This is a genomic window from Synechococcus sp. MVIR-18-1 (genome assembly GCF_014279835.1).
GTDB lineage: Bacteria > Cyanobacteriota > Cyanobacteriia > PCC-6307 > Cyanobiaceae > Synechococcus_C.
The window spans coordinates 442779-461470 of record NZ_CP047942.1; the positions used below are offsets into that span (position 1 = coordinate 442779).

At 56.8% G+C, this 18692-nt stretch carries 19 protein-coding genes and 2 tRNA genes; 13 read left to right on the top strand and 8 right to left on the bottom strand.

All coding sequences use genetic code 11. The annotated features are described in order from the left end of the window. Positions 1 to 87 precede the first annotated feature (87 nt). From SynMVIR181_RS02295 to recA, 6 genes are all read left to right on the top strand, one after another. On the top strand, positions 88 to 549 hold the full coding sequence (locus tag SynMVIR181_RS02295; RefSeq protein ID WP_186589837.1) for an NAD(P)H-quinone oxidoreductase subunit N: 462 nt from the start codon (positions 88 to 90) through the stop codon (positions 547 to 549). A gap of 68 nt (positions 550 to 617) precedes the next feature. Beyond that, positions 618 to 1589, top strand: a complete 972-nt coding sequence (locus SynMVIR181_RS02300; RefSeq protein WP_255444489.1) for an LdpA C-terminal domain-containing domain — start codon at positions 618 to 620, stop codon at positions 1587 to 1589. Between the two features lie 66 nt (positions 1590 to 1655). Beyond that, positions 1656 to 3290: an AAA family ATPase gene (locus SynMVIR181_RS02305; RefSeq protein WP_186589838.1), complete on the top strand. Its 1635-nt coding sequence runs from the start codon at positions 1656 to 1658 to the stop codon at positions 3288 to 3290. Between the two features lie 107 nt (positions 3291 to 3397). After that, a tRNA-Gln gene (locus SynMVIR181_RS02310) sits at positions 3398 to 3469 on the top strand. Positions 3470 to 3485: 16 nt separating this feature from the next. Next, the gene (locus SynMVIR181_RS02315) at positions 3486 to 4250 is read left to right on the top strand and encodes an HAD family hydrolase (protein WP_186589839.1); all 765 of its coding nucleotides are present in this window, start codon (positions 3486 to 3488) and stop codon (positions 4248 to 4250) included. A gap of 153 nt (positions 4251 to 4403) precedes the next feature. Beyond that, the gene (recA, locus tag SynMVIR181_RS02320) at positions 4404 to 5552 is read left to right on the top strand and encodes a recombinase RecA (protein ID WP_186589840.1); all 1149 of its coding nucleotides are present in this window, start codon (positions 4404 to 4406) and stop codon (positions 5550 to 5552) included. Here recA and SynMVIR181_RS02325 read toward each other — a convergent pair. The 3 genes from SynMVIR181_RS02325 to SynMVIR181_RS02335 all read right to left on the bottom strand — a co-directional run bounded on the left by SynMVIR181_RS02325 (position 5549) and on the right by SynMVIR181_RS02335 (position 7726). Next, a complete protein-coding gene (locus tag SynMVIR181_RS02325) occupies positions 5549 to 5899 on the bottom strand; it encodes a DUF1815 family protein (protein WP_186589841.1) in 351 nt (116 codons plus the stop codon). The genes recA and SynMVIR181_RS02325 overlap by 4 nt on opposite strands. 91 nt (positions 5900 to 5990) lie before the next feature. Continuing rightward, positions 5991 to 6230, bottom strand: coding sequence for a DUF2839 domain-containing protein (locus SynMVIR181_RS02330; protein WP_186524591.1), 240 nt, complete (start codon positions 6228 to 6230; stop codon positions 5991 to 5993). Between the two features lie 41 nt (positions 6231 to 6271). After that, positions 6272 to 7726, bottom strand: coding sequence for a helicase (locus SynMVIR181_RS02335; RefSeq protein WP_186589842.1), 1455 nt, complete (start codon positions 7724 to 7726; stop codon positions 6272 to 6274). A gap of 84 nt (positions 7727 to 7810) precedes the next feature. Here SynMVIR181_RS02335 and SynMVIR181_RS02340 point away from each other — a divergent pair, with 84 nt between their 5' ends. Then, positions 7811 to 8689, top strand: a complete 879-nt coding sequence (locus tag SynMVIR181_RS02340; protein WP_186590451.1) for a prephenate/arogenate dehydrogenase — start codon at positions 7811 to 7813, stop codon at positions 8687 to 8689. A gap of 9 nt (positions 8690 to 8698) precedes the next feature. On the opposite strand, the gene crtD is transcribed toward SynMVIR181_RS02340, so the two are convergent. Continuing rightward, on the bottom strand, positions 8699 to 10228 hold the full coding sequence (gene crtD / locus SynMVIR181_RS02345; RefSeq protein WP_186589843.1) for a C-3',4' desaturase CrtD: 1530 nt from the start codon (positions 10226 to 10228) through the stop codon (positions 8699 to 8701). Between the two features lie 36 nt (positions 10229 to 10264). Between crtD and SynMVIR181_RS02350 the strand changes: the two genes are divergently transcribed. Then, positions 10265 to 11137: a fructosamine kinase family protein gene (locus SynMVIR181_RS02350; protein ID WP_186589844.1), complete on the top strand. Its 873-nt coding sequence runs from the start codon at positions 10265 to 10267 to the stop codon at positions 11135 to 11137. Between the two features lie 21 nt (positions 11138 to 11158). Here the strand turns inward: SynMVIR181_RS02350 and SynMVIR181_RS02355 are convergent, their stop codons facing one another. Further along, a complete protein-coding gene (locus tag SynMVIR181_RS02355) occupies positions 11159 to 11545 on the bottom strand; it encodes a CAAD domain-containing protein (protein WP_186518070.1) in 387 nt (128 codons plus the stop codon). Positions 11546 to 11634: 89 nt separating this feature from the next. On the opposite strand from SynMVIR181_RS02355, the gene SynMVIR181_RS02360 reads away from it, so the two are divergent. Next, positions 11635 to 12099: a M67 family metallopeptidase gene (locus SynMVIR181_RS02360; RefSeq protein ID WP_255444378.1), complete on the top strand. Its 465-nt coding sequence runs from the start codon at positions 11635 to 11637 to the stop codon at positions 12097 to 12099. Next, entirely contained in the window at positions 12092 to 13255 is a 1164-nt protein-coding gene (moeB, locus tag SynMVIR181_RS02365; RefSeq protein ID WP_186589845.1) for a molybdopterin-synthase adenylyltransferase MoeB, read from the top strand. Before SynMVIR181_RS02360 ends, moeB begins: the two co-directional genes overlap by 8 nt. Before the next feature lie 9 nt (positions 13256 to 13264). On the opposite strand, the gene SynMVIR181_RS02370 is transcribed toward moeB, so the two are convergent. Continuing rightward, entirely contained in the window at positions 13265 to 14458 is a 1194-nt protein-coding gene (locus SynMVIR181_RS02370; RefSeq protein ID WP_186589846.1) for a cob(I)yrinic acid a,c-diamide adenosyltransferase, read from the bottom strand. A 72-nt stretch (positions 14459 to 14530) separates the two neighbouring features. On the opposite strand from SynMVIR181_RS02370, the gene larE reads away from it, so the two are divergent. Both larE and SynMVIR181_RS02380 read left to right on the top strand, forming a co-directional pair. Beyond that, positions 14531 to 15358, top strand: a complete 828-nt coding sequence (gene larE / locus SynMVIR181_RS02375) for an ATP-dependent sacrificial sulfur transferase LarE (protein WP_186590453.1) — start codon at positions 14531 to 14533, stop codon at positions 15356 to 15358. Between the two features lie 84 nt (positions 15359 to 15442). After that, a complete protein-coding gene (locus SynMVIR181_RS02380) occupies positions 15443 to 16837 on the top strand; it encodes a glutamate decarboxylase (protein WP_186590454.1) in 1395 nt (464 codons plus the stop codon). 15 nt (positions 16838 to 16852) lie between these two features. On the opposite strand, the gene speD is transcribed toward SynMVIR181_RS02380, so the two are convergent. Further along, positions 16853 to 17374 carry an adenosylmethionine decarboxylase gene (gene speD, locus SynMVIR181_RS02385; RefSeq protein WP_186589847.1) on the bottom strand — a complete coding sequence of 174 codons (522 nt, stop codon included), beginning with the start codon at positions 17372 to 17374 and terminating at the stop codon, positions 16853 to 16855. A gap of 30 nt (positions 17375 to 17404) precedes the next feature. Further along, positions 17405 to 18502: a DNA replication/repair protein RecF gene (recF, locus tag SynMVIR181_RS02390; RefSeq protein WP_255444490.1), complete on the bottom strand. Its 1098-nt coding sequence runs from the start codon at positions 18500 to 18502 to the stop codon at positions 17405 to 17407. Positions 18503 to 18606: 104 nt separating this feature from the next. Here recF and SynMVIR181_RS02395 point away from each other — a divergent pair. Beyond that, a tRNA-Arg gene (locus SynMVIR181_RS02395) sits at positions 18607 to 18680 on the top strand. The last annotated feature ends 12 nt before the right edge of the window (positions 18681 to 18692 follow it).

Sequence of the window (18692 nt, forward strand, 5' to 3'; positions counted from 1 at the left end):
AGTGCAAACAAAGACACTACAGCATTGCGATCAAGTTATTAATTGGCGGCGATTAACTGCCAGAATCTCGTCATTCGATCCAATTTCATGCCGCTGCTGCTGTCTGGTCGTGGTTTCCGCCGTGAGCTGGAGTCAGCAGGTTGCATGGCAGTCTTCGCGCCCCTTGAAGGGGGAGCCGAAACTCGGTTGCTAAGGCGATTGCGTGGAGCTGGCTATCGCACGCAGCTTTCGTCTGCCCGCGGTTTGGGCGACCCCGAGGTGTTTTTGTTTCAAAAGCATGGAATCCGTCCGCCCCATCTCGGGCATCAAAGCGTTGGCCGTGGTGCCGCTGTGGGCGAGGTCCAAGAGGTGATGCCACTGCTCGGTGAGGCGATGCTTGGCTCAAAGCCTGTTGCGCTTTGGCTTCTTGAAGGCCAGGTGTTATCTCGCTCTGAATTGTCGGCTCTATGTGATCTTTGTCGCCGAGAGCCTCGTTTGAAAGTGGTTGTGGAGATGGGTGGCGCTCGAAGTCTTCGCTGGCAACCGATGAAGGAGCTGCTGAGCAACTGAATTGCACCGTTAAAACGGCTCTTCAGGGAGCGGATGCCGGTGAGCTTGCTCTGGCCAAGGGCTCATGGGTGAAGTTGATTTGTGGCGCCAGCAATCAAGACTTGGCCTCGATTGGGGATCTGTGTGCGCTCTTTTCAGTTGCAGGTGTTCATTGCGTGGACGTGGCCGCTGATGCTGCCGTTGTGCGTGCTGCCCGCGACGGATTGGATTGGGCCTGGGAGCGTACTGGGCGCCGCCCTTGGTTGATGGTGAGTGTGAGCGATGGAAATGATGCCCATTTCCGTAAGGCGGTTTTCGATCCAGGCCTTTGTCCCCCCGATTGTTCACGGCCTTGCGAACGGGTGTGTCCAGCCGATGCCATCCGAGCGACGGTTGGGGTTGATGAACGGCTTTGCTATGGGTGCGGTCGCTGTTGGCCGGCATGCCCACCTCAATTGATCGAATCCTTGGATCGTCGAGTGGGTCTGAATGACTTGGCTCCCCTTCTTCACGACTTGCGTCCGGATGCATTGGAAATACACACGGCTCCAGGGCGCTTGAATGCTTTTCAGGCCACCCTTGAACAGGTTCGTCTCGCTGATGTTCCCTTGAAGCGGCTGTCCGTGAGTTGTGGACTTGAAGGCCATCAGGTCACGGTGGAGTCTCTTTCCAAAGAACTGTGGCAGCGCCATCAGGCCTTGCGTGCATACCAGCAACGCCCGCTTTGGCAACTAGATGGCCGTCCGATGAGCGGAGATCTTGGGGTTGGAACTGCTCGTTCGGCCGTTGGCCTTTGGGAGCAGATTCAGCCCCTAGCACCGCCTGGGCCATTGCAGTTGGCTGGTGGGACCAACACAGCAACACTTGGTTTGCTCCCATGCCAAGGCGGGTCGATTGGACCTGCTGGTGTTGCTTTTGGTGGTGTGGCTAGAACGCTCGTTCAGCCCTTTTTTCAAGCTGCGCAAGACCAAGGATCTCGCTTGCGCGATTGGCCGGATGGCTGGGCTCAGTCTCTTCAAGCTGCGCGCACATTGATTACGCCCTGGTTGAGGCGTAGCTGATCGAACACCGACCCCGTGTTCCACTTGCTATGACTGTTTTTGGTCCGACTGATGGGCGAGTGAGCCATGACGACCGAGCGCATTACCGACGACTTAAACCGACTCGTCTCTTTGCTTCCTGCAGAGCTCCAAGCCTCGTTGGCTTCGCCGGAGTCGAGAGACCAACTCCTTGAGGTTGTTCTCGACCTTGGACGTCTTCCAGAAGCCCGTTATTCCGGTTGGTCGATCCCTCTTGGAGACAGCAGCATTACGCGTGCTGATCTGAAGGCGATGGTGGAACGTCTTGGTGAGTTTGGTTCCGACAACAGGGCGGGTATTGAGCGAACCTTGCATCGCATCAGTGCCATTCGTAATCGTCGAGGTGAAGTGGTGGGCCTGACCTGCCGCGTTGGGCGCGCTGTGTTTGGGACGGTGGAGATGGTGCGCGATCTTCTCGATAGCGGTGACTCCTTGCTTCTCATGGGCCGGCCTGGGGTCGGTAAAACCACTGCTTTGCGCGAGATCGCTCGTGTGCTCGCGGATGACCTGGGTAAGCGTGTCGTGGTGATCGATACCAGCAATGAAATTGCCGGGGATGGTGATATCCCTCATCCAGCGATTGGTCGAGCGCGGCGCATGCAGGTGGCTCGACCAGAGCTTCAGCATCACGTGATGATCGAGGCCGTGGAAAACCACATGCCCGAAGTGATCGTCATTGATGAAATCGGTACCGAGTTGGAGGCGCGTGCAGCCCGCACGATTGCTGAACGGGGTGTGACCTTGGTGGCGACAGCGCACGGAAATGCCCTGTCCAATTTGATCAAAAATCCCACTTTGTGTGATCTAGTTGGCGGCATTGAATCCGTCACCCTTGGCGATGATGAGGCTCGCCGTCGTCGCAGTCAGAAAACGGTGCTCGAACGGGCAGCGGAACCCACCTTCACCATGGCTGTGGAGATGCACAGTCGCAGTCGCTGGGCTGTTTATCGAGAGGTGGGACGAGCGGTTGATGCCTTGCTGCGCGGGCAAGTGCCCAGTTCTGAGGAGCGAAAAATGGCTTCGGATGGACGCGTTCTTCGGGTGGAACCTCTCCAGGTGTCGCCCTCGCCCTTAAGGCGTCCTTCCTTGGCGCCGGTTCCGCTTCCAGACCCCGTGGATTCAACCCCACGTCAACCCTTAGGAGTGGGTGTTGCGCAGCCAGAAAGGATGATGCCTCAGGCACCGCCCAAGTTGTTCCAGGTTCTGTGTTGCGGCCTGAGTGAGCAACGGCTGGATGAAGCGGTTCGCCGTCATGACTGGGCTGTTCAGGCCGTGGAAGATCTGATGCAGGCCGATGTGGTGCTGAGCGTTCGCCAAGGCCTTGGTCGTCAACCTGAACTGCGCCGTCAAGCGAGAGACGCTGGTGTCCCGATTTTGGTGATCAAATCCGACACCCTTCCTCAAGTGGAGAGGGCTTTGGAGCGTCTGTTGATGCGCCGTGATTCAGGTGCGAGTCATCGAGACGCAGCGGACTCTGGTGATCAGTTCGACGCCTCTGCCGCTCTTGAGGAATGCCGCTTGGCTGTCGAGCAAGTGGTGGTTCCGCAGGGCCGTCCCGTGGAGCTCCTTCCCCGCAGCGAAGACGTGCGCCAAATGCAGGCAGACCTTGTGACTCGCTATCGCCTTCGCAGCGATGTATACGGCAGCAGTGGCCAGCGGCGCCTGAGAGTATTTCCACCCTGAATCAGGGATTGGTTGTGAGAGGTGGATTGACGAAGGTCACTATGTTGTGGGTAACTATGTATGCGCTAGCAGGGATCACCAGTTTGGTGGTGCTGAGCTGGGGTTAATGGGCCGTCGCCAAGCGGTAAGGCAGCGGGTTTTGGTCTCGCCATTCCTAGGTTCGAATCCTAGCGGCCCAGTTTTTCCGGATTTCCGGTGTCGTTGCAGCCTCTCCTCGTTTTCGATTTCGATGGGGTGATCCTCGACGGGATGGATGAGTACTGGTCGAGTTCTCGAAAAGCTTGTCTATCCCTTCTCCAGGGAGTGTTTTTGCCTGAGCAAACACCGAGTCGCTTTCGTCAATTGCGCCCCTGGGTGCATCACGGCTGGGAGATGGTCCTGATCGCTGCGTTCCTTCAAGAGTCAGACGGACCGTTGCAGCGTCTTGGTGTTGATGCTTTCGCCGCGGATTATGACCAACAGCTTCGAGCTGGTCTCGATCGGTTTGGCTGGAAACCGTCGCTGCTACAAGACTCCCTCGAACGTGTTCGTCGTCAGGCCGTGTCCGGCGATCGTGCTGGTTGGGTGGCCTTGCATCGGCCGTTTAAAGGGGTGCAGGAGCGTTTGGCTGGGTTGGAGGAGGAGGGTGTGGCTTGGTCTGTGCTCACCACAAAAGGGCGAGATTTCACGGATGAGTTGCTTGATGCTTTTCAGCTTCGACCCGTACGCCTCGATGGCAGAGAGTCCGGCCCCAAGCCTGAGGTGTTACTCCGCTTGCGCCGCGAATGGGCGCTAAAGGGTTTTGTGGAAGACCGGCGGGCCACCCTTGAAGTGGTGTTGGAGACGCCTGGGCTTGAAGGCCTGAAGTGCTTTTTGGCCGATTGGGGATATCTGCGTCCGGCCGACCGAGAGGGTTTGCCGGAAGGGCTGGATTTGCTCTCAACCAGCAAATTTGCAGCCCCCTTGGCGATCTGGCCCTGATTCGATAACGTACATGTGTACTAGATGAGACAAGTGGCGTTAGTCGGGGCACTGGATGATCTGTCCAGTGTTGTGTCGACTTCAGTTTGCGGATCTTCCGCTGGCTGAATCGGCGACCTGCGGCACCTGTTTGCTCCTTAACTGTTCATTGCTATGCCAGCCGACGTGAAAGCCTCTCATTCCTCCGCAGGAGATCCCCGTCCAGGTGAGAGGGATAAAGCCTTGGACCTTGTGCTCGGTCAGATCGAGCGGAATTTTGGCAAGGGCTCAATTATGCGTTTGGGAGATGCCTCCCGGATGCGGGTGGAAACCATCTCCACGGGCGCTCTCACTCTCGACCTTGCCCTAGGCGGTGGGTACCCCAAGGGGCGAGTGGTGGAGGTTTACGGGCCTGAAAGTTCAGGCAAGACCACACTCACGCTGCATGCCATCGCTGAGGTGCAAAAGCGTGGAGGGGTGGCGGCATTCGTCGACGCTGAGCACGCCCTAGATCCTGTCTATGCGGCTTCCCTTGGTGTTGATGTAGAAAATCTCCTGGTCTCCCAGCCGGATACGGGTGAGATGGCCCTTGAAATCGTCGATCAGCTCGTTCGTTCTGCCGCTGTTGACATCGTGGTGATCGACTCCGTCGCTGCGTTGACGCCTCGGGCTGAGATTGAAGGAGAGATGGGTGATTTGTCTGTTGGGGGCCAAGCTCGCTTGATGAGTCAGGCCATGCGCAAGATCACTGGCAACATCGGTAAATCCGGTTGCACCGTGATCTTCCTGAACCAACTTCGTCTGAAGATCGGAGTGACCTATGGCAATCCTGAGACCACAACGGGTGGAAATGCGCTGAAGTTCTACGCCTCAGTGCGGCTTGATATTCGCCGGATCCAAACTCTCAAACGTGGCACTGAGGAGTACGGCATTCGGGCGAAAGTGAAGGTGGCGAAAAACAAGGTGGCGCCTCCGTTCAGGATTGCCGAATTCGATATTCTTTTTGGGCGCGGCATCAGTACGCTCGGATGCATTCTCGATCTGGCTGAGGAAACAGGAGTCGTCACGCGTAAAGGGGCCTGGTACAGCTACGAGGGCGACAACATTGGCCAAGGTCGTGACAACACAATTGGTTGGCTCGAGCAAAACCCCGAAGCCAAGGACGCCATCGAAGTGCTTGTGCGTCAGAAGTTGACCGAAGGATCGGAAGTGACCTCGAATTCGATGCGCCCTTTGGCTGCTGCTGCTCGCTCAGCGGCTGCCAAGCCGTTGGCGAAACCTGCTGATACGGATAAAAAGTCCCTTGCTGATGGGGCTGCTTAACGGCTTGCGATTTCAGGGGTGCTGCCCATTGCGGAGCGCTCCTGAATGGAGGTGACGATTCGTTGAAGCTCCTGAATGGCTTCTGCACCCTCAAACTTCACGAGTTCGCGCCCATTACGGGATTCAACCCAGCTAATTCCGAAATCGGACACCAGAAAACGCACGAGGTGCTGATCGCCGAGTTCGGCCACGAATGATGCGCCATTGCCGTCAGGGCTGTGGCCGTCATTGCAGCTGTAGCAAGTGGCAACGATCCCTTGCTTTTGAAGACTTGAAGCAAGGGCATGAAGGCTCATGACCAAATCTTTGACGACGGAGCGGTACTGATCGGCAAGGCGTGAAAACATCACGGATGTCCGGAAAACCTTTAGCAATCCTAAAGGTTTTGACTGGTTTCCGGTTGCGCCGCTTCTGGCTGTGCTGGTTTCGGTAGGTGGGTTATGGCATGTCGGAGAGCGTCCACCAGCCTGCCGCTGGTCCAATAAAACGCACCACGATCCAAAGAACCACGAGTCCTCCGATCCCAATCCAGGCCCCCTTTGTTGTGAGGGCAACGAATTGCTGGGATTGGCTCCGGGTTAATGGCAGCCAGGCAACGATTCGCTCGCTGTCCTTGGGGTCTGTTTTGCGTTGCTTTGGAGGTAGTCCCAGGCTGGTGCGACGTCGAGCTTCTCCCATCGAGGCAGGCTAGTGAGCAGATCTCAAGACTAGGGACGGTGTCAGTCCGGTAACAGCCTCTGCAGAGGAGACCAGGGCTCGAGGGCACGTAGGACCTGTTTGCCCCAGCTGCGTGCGCGGACTCTTCCATCCAAAATGGCGAGCCTTCCGCCGCTCTGCCTGAGGGGGGTGATTGCTGGAACCAGCTTTGCTAGAGCCTCCGGCAGAAGCAGATCGCGGAACCAATCCTGCCCCAGTTGTTTCAACGATTCCACCCGAGCGGCTGTGAGTGGATCTTCCAGGCTGGACACAGGAAGTAGGGCAATGATGAGCTGATCCAGGGCCGGTAGCTGGTTCTGATGGTCCATCCACCAAGACCAACCGCAGCAGATCACTCCGTTGACGTCCGGCGCTGTGTCTTGATGAATCACTCTGCTGCCAAATTCTCCAGCGAGTTCGGTGGTGAGTTTTTGCCTGAGCCCTGGATCGTCCAGCAAAACAACGGTCAGCCCACGACGCCCAAGAATTAAGCGCCGGCATTGATCAAGAAGGTGCTCCGCATAGATCGCCGTATTCGGCAACGGTTGTCGTCTGGGTGCGAACAAACGCAGCGGTTCCGTACGCATTCGATCGTGGAGCTGGATGTCCACCACGGCCCCTGATTCTGTTGACTTCCCACCGGTACGTCTGATTCGCTCCAGAGAGACGCCATCCGTTTGAAGAAGAATCGAGGCGTGTTGCTCCAGCAGGCCATGAAGGGTTTGGAGCGGCTCCAGGGGTTGGAGAGTCCAGGTCCATTGCAGCAGGTGTTGATCGAGGTGTGCCCAGCTGGCCCACTGCGAAGGTTGGAGGGTCAACAATTCAGTCCAGGGCTCTGGCGCTGCCCCAAGCAAACCGATCAAGTCGCGCAGGCTCACCAACGCGCTACCTGGCATTGGGAGGTCGCAAGTGGATCGGCTGGAGGCGGCGAACAATTGGCGGCTGAGCCGTTCGTGGAGGTCGAGGAGCGCAGGACCTGCTGTTGGGTAGGCCTGACGCAACCGATCCCAATCCTGGGTTTCGATGCTGAGTTCCATCGCTTCGCGCAGATGCTGAGCCAAAGATTCCGCTTCAGGAATGATCAACTGATGCGAAGGTTTGAAGCCGCGGCGGCGGTGAACGTTGACCAGTTCGGCGGGAGAGAGCAGCCAGAGTTGTGAGCCGGGAGGAGCCGTGCTGCCGCTCCAACAGGCAAGCCTTAATCCTCCCTGGCGCAGACGAGGCAGTTCGACATGAAGGAAGCGTTGCCGTTGGCGTTCATCAAGCACCAACACGCAGTCTTGGGATTGCAGGCAAAGAGGAACAAGCAACCCCAGCCACCAGCGATCCCGCTCTCCAGCAGACAAGCGGATGCGGGTGCGATCTTGTCTGCGCAAGCTGCGACCGATCAGACGGCTGAGCGTTAGATGGTGCTCCCAAGGCATCTCCTCCAGATGGAGAAGCTGCTTGAGCTGCTGATGGGCTTGAACTTCCAGCATTAAATGAGCCTAAGCAGTGCACTGAACGTGTTTGGTTCAGGTGGATTGATCCATCAACATGGGCTATTGAGCGAAATCGATCCGATGGATCAGGGGCAAGGGGCGCAGCCATGGTCGATCGATCGTGTTGGCGTGGTGGGGATGGGGTTGATCGGTGGCTCGATCGCCCTTGATCTCAGCCAGCAAGGGGTTGAGGTGCAAGGCCTTGTTCACCGTGAAGTCACGGCGGAGCGGGCCCGCAGCAGAGGGCTGGCTCCCTTGGTCAGCACCGATCCCAGCTGTCTTCAGAATTGCGACCTGGTGATCCTTGCCCTCCCTTTGGAGTCGTTGCTGAGTCCCCAAGAAAGCCTGATCAAGGCCATCCCCGAGAGGGCGGTGGTCACTGATGTGGGCTCGGTGAAGGCAGAGGTGCTGGCGGTTTGGCGCGATCTTCATCCGCGCTTTGTGGGGAGTCACCCCATGGCAGGAACGGCTCAAGCAGGCGTTGATGCTGGCCTGACGGGACTTTTTTGTGGCCGTCCCTGGGTGTCAACACCTGAGTCATCCACGGATGCGTCAGCGCTTGCGGTGATCCAGCAGCTGGCCGCCCGTCTCGGCAGCCATTGGCTTACCGCTGATGCTGCCCGTCATGACCAGGCCGTGGCGTTGATCTCCCATCTCCCGGTCATCGTTAGTGCTGCCCTGTTGCGAGCGGTAGGAGAAGAACGTGATCCTGCTGTCCTCGATCTCGCGAGGACCTTGGCATCGAGTGGCTTTGCCGATACCACCCGAGTGGGGGGTGGTAATCCTGCTCTCGGGACTGCAATGGCGTCACACAACACCCAAGCGGTGCTTCGTTCTTTAGCGGCGTATCGCTGGAGCTTGGAGCAGCTCGAAGAAGCAATTCTTGAGGGGCATTGGGCTCAGCTCGAGAAAGAGCTGGAAAAGACGCAATCGCTAAGACCGCAGTTTCTTTCGGATTAACCGAGGGCTTTAACTGTGCAGCTGAAGGGTTTGACCGCGTTGAGCCAGCAACTGCCTACAGGCCATGAGGGCAGACAGGGTGACCCCGGCCGTTCCCTCACCTGGATGAATGGAATCTCCACAAAGCCAAAGCCCAGGCATGGGGGTGCGGCTTGCCAGGCCAAAGGGTCCGAAACGACTGGGGGATTGCCCCAAGCCACCGACGATGCCGTTTGGCCGTCCGGTCCAGCGGAGAAAGCCCCGCGGTGTCGCCAGCTCTTGATGACGCCAGGTGTGTTCCGACAAGCCCAAGGCGGCTTCCACCGTGCTGCGGATCTTGGCTTGACAGGCTTCTTTTTTGCTTTGGTACTCGGCTTCTGAGCCTGAGAACCATCCCTTAGGGGTCGTAAACACGCTGGCAATCACGGTGGCTTGCCCTTTCGGAGCCCTGCCGTCTCCCTCACGGCTGATGGAGATAAAGACAGAGCCAGGATCGCTTGCATCGCGTTGCCAATGGCCTGGACAGTCGTCCGGTAGATCCGCCCTGTCGATGGCGCCATAAAACACCAGGGCCCCACTGGGAGCCTCGAGCTCAGTGAGGTGTTGGCGATAGGGCGCTGGCATGGGGGTCTGGTCAGCGTTGCATTTAGGAACGATCAATTCAGGCAGGCACTGAGGAGGGAGCGTGCTGATCACATCGCCAGCTCGAAAGATCTGCTCCTTTCGACCTGGTCCTTCGACGCGTAGTTGCCAGCCTGAACCATCTGCGTTTTGTTGAAGTTGCTGCACGCGGTGACGCAGAAGCATGGTTCCTCCATCGCGCTTCAACCCAGATGCCAGCGATTCACTCAGCACCTGCATCGATCCGTGGAGGTGCCACAGGCCAAGAGGGGCTTGGCACATTTGCAACACCGTCGCTCCGTAAAGCGCTGCGGTTTGATCGGCAGGTTGTTGGGAGTAAAGCCTGAGCTGTAGATCGAGAAAACGACGCAGGCGTTGATCACTGCCGCAGCCAGAGAGCGTTAAAAGGTCTTTGACTGTGCAGAGACTCAGAGGAGCGCTGAGCAAATTTCCGGGATGGAGCGCAGCAAGCGTTTGCTTTAAATCCCAGCCATTGCGAATCGGTAAAACAGGGTCGGAACCAGCAAATTGCCAATTGCTTTGGTGAAGAAAGCTGCAGAGCTGCCAGAACCTTTCGCTTCCTGGAAAGTGTTGTTGTCGTTCCTCCTGCCAGCGCTGGGGATCATGCCAAAGGCGCACGGGGGCTGACCCATCGGCTAGGTCAACCACGCAGCCTGGATCAAGCAGTTCGGCCCCTGGGAGAGGAAGATTCAGATGTTGAAAGATGCGGGCGTGGCTGCCACCAGGTTCGAGGCCTGCCACTTGGGTGGCACCCACATCAAAGGTGTACTCCCCTCTCCGGAAGGTCCCTGCACAGCCCCCCGGCTGATAATGCGCTTCTAAAAGGGTGACTGAAACACCGTCGTGTGCCAGCAGAGCCGCTGCGGTGAGTCCAGCGATGCCACCGCCGACCACGATCACGTCGTCGCGTTTTTGCATCAGGTCATGCTGACAGCTGAGTTAGGGGGATCGTGAATGCGAACGCAACTGCTGGAGGCGTTGCAAAACGATTGTGCTGAGCTGCAGGGCTGTCAGTGCACGAGCCTGGAGCCCGTTGGCAGTTCTTCCACTTGGCGTGCGGAGGTATCGGATGGGAGATCGCTCTTCCTCAAGCTGGCATCACCAGCCATGCTCAAGGTGGAATCACGGGGGCTCCGCTCCCTGAAGCATTGGGCAGACCCTGCGCTTTTGTTGATCCCTGATCCGCTTGGGATGGTCCCAGTGGGAGAGCTTGCTGCTTTGATTTTGCCCTGGCTCGATTTTGGGCGAGGGGATCAATATGAGCTTGGACGAGGCTTGGCTCGCCTTCATCGAACCTCTGCTGATGCTGGGATGGATCGATTTGGTTGGGATGAAGAAGGTTTTATTGGCTTAGGTCCTCAACCAGCTGGGTGGTTGTCGTCTTGGGGAGACGCGTTTGTGACCTTGCGGCTGACCCCTCAGCTTCAGCTGGCATCAAGCTGGGGCTTGGCTCTTGATCAACTCGAACCTTTGCTAGCCGCAACACGGGTTTGGTTGGATCAACATCAGCCCCTGTCCTGTCTCGTGCATGGCGACCTTTGGGGTGGAAACGCTTCAGTGCTCGCAGACGAGCGGGGAGCTCTGATCGATCCAGCCTGTTGGTGGGCTGACCGGGAGGTGGATCTGGCGATGACTCGCTTGTTTGGAGGATTCAGTGCCCGTTTTTACCAGGGCTATCAACAGGAATGGCCCTTAGATACCAACTATCAAGATCGAATTGATGTTTACAACCTCTATCACTTGCTGAATCACGCCAACCTTTTTGGTGGTAGCTATAAACAACAATGCCTCACAGCAATCAGTGCCATGAGGTCAATGTTGTTGTGACGAACAGAGAATGCCTCCGCTTTAGCCGAGGTATTCGCTGCGGATGGTCTGAACGCGATTCACCAGAGCGGTGCGCTTTTCACTTGTGGTGAGATTTTTCCAGCTCCATTGGCCCACCACTACAACTCCGAGAAGCTCAAGGAGCCCTGGTACGACAGGAAGAAGATTGATGGTATCGAGAATGCCTTTTATCAGAATTTGGGCAACGATGACAGCAGCAAAAATTCCAACAACTTTGCCGATACGCCCGGCTTGACTCCAATCCACCTTGTCTAAGGTTTCGTTGACTTTCCCGAGAATCTCGCTGTAGCGCTCAGAAAAGTTGGCGGTCTCAGCACTGGTGGATGCTTCGCTGGTGTTGGCGGTCCCAGTTGATTCACTCGCCGGCGTGGTGGACTCCTCGCTCATGTAACTAATGCCTAAGGCAGATTTTGGCTGAGAGTATCGGTCTTTCTTCACAAGCGCCATCCCAGTTGATCATTAGTGCGGAATGTCTGATGGTTCTCCGTCAAGATCTTCTGGCGCCAGCACCTGCGGAAGGCTGTGCTTTGTTGCTCGGGCAGGGACATGGCTCTGCTGATTCCGGTTCAGATGATTGGCGGGTGCAATTGATCTGGCCTTGCCGAAACATGGCGGGTCAGCGAGAACATGACCGTTTTGAGCTCGACCCCCGTGAACAGATTGCCGCCCAACGTTGGGCGCGCGCGAATGCATTAATAGTGCTTGGAAGTGCCCATTCCCATCCGGGAGCTTCGGTTGTGCCCAGTCGAAGAGATCGACTCTGGGCTGGGAGCTCTGGACTGATGCTGATCATGGGACCCAATGATGCTTTGGCGGCTTGGTGGTTGGAGGTGGTGGCACCCCATTGCACTCTCGCCGCTGTGCATCCGCTGCCGATTCGAGTTGTGGGGGAGACTTCTTGGACGTCTTGTCCAGGAGATCCTGGGGTTCGCCATGACTGACGCGGGGGGTGCTCTTCAGCTAGGTGGAGAGGAGAGGTCCAGATATGCCCGACACATCACCCTCCCCGAGGTGGGCGTTGAAGGACAACAACGTTTAAAAGCTGCCTCGGTGTTGTGCATTGGTGCTGGTGGATTGGGTTCGCCACTCCTGCTCTATTTGGCAGCTGCAGGGGTTGGTCGCATCGGCGTTGTAGATGATGACCTTGTAGAGCCTTCCAACCTGCAGCGTCAGGTGATCCATGGCACTGGAACGGTGGGGCAGGCCAAAACGTCATCGGCGCGCGCTCGAATTGAAGACCTCAATCCCTTTTGTCGGGTTGAAGACCATTGCTTTCGCTTGTCGGCGAGCAATGCGCTTGAGCTGTTTGCTGCGTACGACGTGGTTGTTGACGGAACAGATAATTTCGCCAGCCGTTATCTGATTAATGACGCCTGCGTCTTGACCAAGCGACCGTTTGTTTACGGCTCAGTCCAGCGCTTTGAAGGTCAAGTCAGTGTGTTCAATCTTGGAAGTGAATCACCGGATTATCGAGACCTGTTGCCGGAGCCGCCGCCGCAAGGGCTTGTGCCCTCCTGCGCTGATGGCGGAGTAATGGGCGTGATGCCTGGATTGATTGGCCTGATTCAGGCCGCTGAGGTCATCAAGCTGATTACCGGAATTGGAACTCCTCTTGATGGTCGGTTGCTGTTAGTGGATGGCTTGTCGATGCGTTTTCGAGAGCTCAGGTTGAAACGAAGGCCAAGTCGCGCACCCATTGAAAAACTGATTGACTACCAAGCGTTCTGCACGGCCGGAGGTTCGATCTCCGGGGAGACATCGAATCTGATGAAAAGCATTTCTGTGGTTGAGCTCAAAGCCCTGCTGGATCAAGGAGAAGATTTGGCTCTGATCGATGTTCGTAATCCTGCAGAAGCGGAAGTCGCTTTGATCGCTGGTTCTGAATTGATCCCCTTGGCCACTCTTGATCGTGAAGAGGTGATTGTGCGGATCCAGGCGATCGCAGCGAGCCGAACGGTGTATGTGCACTGCAAGCTTGGAGGGCGTTCGGCCAAGGCGGTGGAACTTCTGGCCAGCCACGGGATCGATGCGGTCAATGTGCAAGGGGGGATTGATGCCTGGTCAGAGGAGATCGATCCTTCCGTTCCGCGCTATTGAGCGCAAAGATTAGTAGTCAACACCGCGTTTGAGATCAACGCCTTGCTCGGCGTAGTGCTTGTGGCACACCATCTCTGAATGGACGCTTGCAAGGTCGAAATAGGCCGGCTGGTGTTTGCACCGGCCGGTAATGATCACCTCCGTCTCTGTGGGCTTACGGAGCAAGGCCTGAACGATGGGTTCAACCGGTAGAAGCTCGAGATCCACTGTGGGGTTCAACTCATCGAGAATCACGGTTTTGTAGAGACCACTCGCGATCGCAGCTCTGGCGATTTCCCAGGCGCGTTCCGCTTCTACGTAGTCGATGGGTTGTTGCTGGCCACGCCAAACGATGGCATCACGCCCTGAGCGAAGGTGATCGACCAAATGGGGATAACTCTCACGCAACGCTGCGATCGCGGCGTCTTCTGTATACCCACTTCCTCCTTTGAGCCATTGGAGGATCAGTACGCGATGGCTTTTGTCTTGGCTGATTCCTCTGCCGATCGCTTGCAGCGCTTTGCCAAGGGCACTGGTTGATTTTCCTTTCCCTTCTCCGGTGTAAATCTCAATGCCGCCTGCCGCGACAAACGAGAGCGCTGCGTTGTTATTCACCTCGGGACGTCTGTGAGCGCGCATCTCAGAGTGCAGGTCTGCGATCTTCACTAAGGGACGCGGAGCACCACGCCCGGTGACGATGATTTCCATGCCTTCCGGTCGGCTTTTTAGCGACCGAATCACATCTTCGGTTTCCAGTAAGCCGAGATCGAGCACTGGATTGAGTTCATCGAGAACGACGACGGAGTACAAAGCGCTTGCAATGGCCCCTTTGGCGATATCCCAGCCCCGTTGGGCTTCCTGTCGGTCGAAACGTGTGACCTCATCCACACTGAAATAGTCTCCCCGGCCCGTTCGAACCTGGTCAATTAGGTGAGGGAAACCTTGTTGTAGAGCTTCGATGGCTGCGTCTTCGTCGTAAGCCCGCCCTGGTCCCTTTAAAAAGCGCAGCAACAACACCCTGGTGCGCCGTTGCTCGCAGATCCCAAGTCCAATGGTGCGCAGCACAACTCCTAAGGCTGCTTGGCTTTTGCCCTTGCCCTCGCCGTCATACACGTGAAGTTGGCCAAGGCTTCGCTCGCGGCTATCAGCAGCTGTGACGATTCCGACGCCGCGATTGCTGCGAGCACGGCTGGCTTGTGACGTACCGGATGAGACTGCATCCATTGGCGGCGAAAGGATGAGTCTTCTTACGCTGGGAGCATACAGAGATTTGAAGCGAAGGCCGTGACCAACGTGATGTTCCGCCAGCTCGAATCATTGTCAGAGCTGGAATGTGACGTCTTGACGCGGTTGCGTGATTCCTTGGCGGCGCAGAAGCATGTGTGTGTGGCCTACTCGGGTGGTGTTGACAGCAGCCTCGTTGCCGCGATTGCCCATGAGCAGCTTGGTGAACAGGCCTTAGCGATTACCGGAGTCTCTCCTTCCCTAGCGCCCCATCTCCTGGTGGAAGCGCGCCAGCAGGTGGCCTGGCTTGGGATGCGGCATCAGGAGGTGTCCACCCTTGAACTTCAGGATCCGAGTTACACCAGTAATCCTCAGGATCGTTGCTACGCCTGCAAGCGAGAGTTGCATCGCCATCTCGCTCCGATTGCGGCTGAAGCCAACGGCGCTCTTGTTCTTGATGGGGTCAATCACGATGATCTCGGAGATCATCGTCCTGGGATTGCGGCGGCGAAGGAAGCTGGTGTTCGCTCTCCTCTGGCTGAACTTGGCATCACGAAGGCGACCGTTCGCCGCTTGTCCTGGGCGCTTGGTTTCCCTTGGTGGGATAAGCCTGCGCAGCCTTGCCTTGCCTCCCGTTTTCCCTACGGAGAATTAATCAGCAGTGAACGTCTTCAGCGGGTGGGACAGGCAGAGGCCTGGTTGATTCAGCATGGATTTGATCAGGTTCGGGTGCGTAGCCACGGACTGGCGGCTCGGGTGGAGGTCCCAGAAGAGCGAATAGCCGATCTTTTACAGCCCTTACTGAGACGTGAGCTGGTGAAAACTCTTCTCAGCCAGGGCTTCACTTCGGTGAGTGTGGATGTGGAGGGGCTGGTGAGCGGCAAGCTCAATCGCGTTTAGACGTTCGATCAAACATCGACTTCGTTACGACTTTGGCGCTGGTTGCCCGCTCTGAATAGTTTTTATCAAGACGAATTCTGTCTTGTGGCACTGCATCAATCCAGTCATCATCTCCATGACAGTGAGGAGCAGGCCATGGTTGATGCCATGCTCTCTCCGCTGCCAAAACATCATTTCCCAGGAGTAGGGCGTGAGGGAAATTCCACAGTGCAACTTTTGAAAGAAGAGTTGCTTCTTGATGGAAATAGTAAGCAGAACTTGGCCACATTTTGTCAGACCTATCAAGCGCAAAGTGCGATGGAGTTGATGACTCTGGGAGTGGATAAAAATCTGATCGATAAAGATGAATATCCTCAGACGGCGGAGCTTGAGAGTCGCTGCGTTTCAATGATGGCCGACTTGTGGAATGCCCCTGGTGCCGCCGTTGGATGCTCCACCATTGGCAGTAGTGAAGCGGCCATGCTTGGAGGGATGGCCGCGAAGTGGCGATGGCGCAAACGTCGCGAGGCGGCAGGCTTGCCAACCGATAAGCCCAACATGGTGTGCGGAAGCGTGCAGATCTGCTGGAAGAAGTTTGCGCGTTATTGGGATATTGAAATGCGTGAATTAGAGATGCTTGCCGGCGAGTTGTGCATCAGCCCTGAGCGTGTTCTTGAGGCCGTAGATGAAAACACGATTTTTGTTGTACCCACTCTTGGGGTGACGTATCACGGTCTTTACGAGGACATTGAGTCGATCAGTAAGGCTTTGGATGATCTCCAGGCGCGTACGGGTCTGGATGTGCCGATTCACGTGGATGCGGCAAGTGGTGGTTTTCTTGCTCCGTTCTGTGCACCCGATCTCCCTCTATGGGACTTTCGCTTGGAGCGGGTGAAATCGATTAATGCTTCAGGCCATAAATTTGGTTTGGCGCCCCTTGGTGTTGGCTGGGTGCTCTGGCGCAACCAGGAGGATCTACCTGATGAGCTTGTTTTTCATGTGACCTATCTAGGTGGGGATATGCCCACGTTCCAGATCAATTTTTCAAGGCCTGCGGGTCAGGTGATTGCTCAATATCACGAATTTGTGCGTTTGGGGCGAGAGGGCTATCGCATGCTCCATATGGCCAGTCATGCCAATGCCCAGTACTTCGCGGACAAATTAAGGGAGATGGATCTTTTCAAAATCATCCATGACGGTGCCCCTGACCAGGGCATTCCCACCGTGGTTTGGACTCTGGATGACAATTCGAAGCCTGGCTTCAATCTGTATGACTTCGCCGATCGGTTGCGGATGCGGGGCTGGCAGGTGCCTGCCTATCCGTTTACGGGCGAACTTGAATCCACAGCCTTCCAGAGGATCTTGGTGAAGCGAGATTTCACTCGCGACATGGCTGACTTGCTTCTGGAAGACATCCGGCAAGCCATTGCACATTTTCAAAAACACCCGCTTACAAGCAATCTGCTCGCCACAGAGGCGGCGTCTTACAACCACCTCTGAACGCAGGTCCTGTAATCAGGCAGCGATTGGCATGGCCGGCATGCGCTCGGTTGTTCCAAGCGCTGCCGGCGTCTCCCGTAAGAAGCTGCGCAGGGCGTGACGACCAGCCGCTAATTCTTCGCACAGCACCTCACAAGCTTTCTCCGGCATGGTGTGGTCACCACAGGTGAAAACATCCACGGCTGCATAGCCGTTTTCAGGCCAGGTGTGGATAGAGATGTGCGATTCAGCCAGAAGTGCCAGACCTGTCACCCCTTGGGGTTCGAAGCGGTGGGTGATCAGGTTGAGCAGAGTTGCACCAGCACGTTGGGCTGCTGTCGTGATGGTGTGCCTTAGAAAAGTTTCGTCGTCGAGCTTCGTAGGATCGCAGTCATAGAGCTCGAGAATGCAGTGTTTACCAACCATGTCGGTTGCACTGGTGTCGGTTGCACTGCTGTTGGTCGTGCCACTTTTGATCGCGCCGGAGCTGAGGTCTTGCGTGCGCTCTGAAGTCGCCCATCCCGGGTTGGGGTGCAGGCTGGACAAGGACTGCTCCATCAAGATTCTTCATGCAAATGGCCCGCGACCCTACCGCGACACGGACTGTGATCTCAAGCTGTCGGCATCGAGAATCTGCGACTGCTCACGCCAGCCGCCTTCAAATGCGTCGAGATGGGTGGCACTGACAAGGCATTGATGGTTTTTACCCACGGCCTCTAGGAGGGCCAGCTGGCGTGTGGGATCTAGTTCAGCCAATACATCATCGAGCAAAAGAAGAGGGGGTTCTCCGCAGAGTTCACCGACTAGTTGTAACTCCGCCATCTTCAAAGCCAGCACCAGGGTGCGTTGTTGGCCAGAGGAGCCGAACCGTCGTGCGGCAGTTCCATTGATCTGCATTTCGATTTCATCGCGATGAGGACCAACCCGGCAGCTCCCTAAACGTTCTTCTTCGCTGCGTTGTGCGCGGAGCTGTTGCTCGATCGCAAGTCGCCAGGATTCTTCCTGCTCGTCTCCGATCAATGCACTCCCCGGGCAATAGCACAGCTGGAGATGCTCACGGCCCTCACTCAGTTTTTCTTGCCATGCAGCAGCTAGGGGCTCTAAACGGGCAAGGGCTCGGAGACGCCTGCGATGAATACGCGTGCTCACTAAAGCCATTTGGCTATCAAAGCTTTCGAGAAGCGCCTGCGGTTCCATGCCGGAGGACAGACCTCCCCGCCGCCAAAACTGTGCGCGTTGCCTCAACAAGCGCCCGTAGCGACTAATGAGATCGGCGTAAACAGGCTCCAGTTGAAGGACAACACGATCGAGCCACTGCCGGCGCAGCGCTGGCTCGCCTCTCACGAGATGCAGGTCAAGAGCGCTGAAGCCCACACAGCGCAGAGGACCAATTAAGTCCAGCTGTCGCTGCAGTGGTTTCCCATTGCGCTTGGCTTGGCGTCCGCCGCGGCGACGCAGCTCAAGTTCAAGGATCTGCTGGTCTGCGCAGGTTGCCCTCAGCAGTGCACGGCTGGAATCCCAATGGATGAGATCTCCATCCTGACTGGAACGGTGTGAGCGCAGGCTTCCGAGGAGCTCCACGGATTCCAGCAGGTTTGACTTGCCAACACCGTTGCTACCGATCACCAGGAGGCGTGGTGCTTCGATCTCCAGCTGCAGGTTGCTGTGGTTGCGAAAGGCCTGCAGTTGAAGCTGGAGAAGCCGAATTGGTCCGAATGCGTCGTGTCGCTAAGGTACTTGGATCGGCTGATTTTGCCGATCAATACCGGCAGCTGTCGCGGCAGCCGCAGGGGCATGTAGCTCAGTTGGATAGAGCATCAGATTCCGGTTCTGAGGGTCGGGGGTTCGAGTCCCTCCATGCTCGTGATAGTTCAGG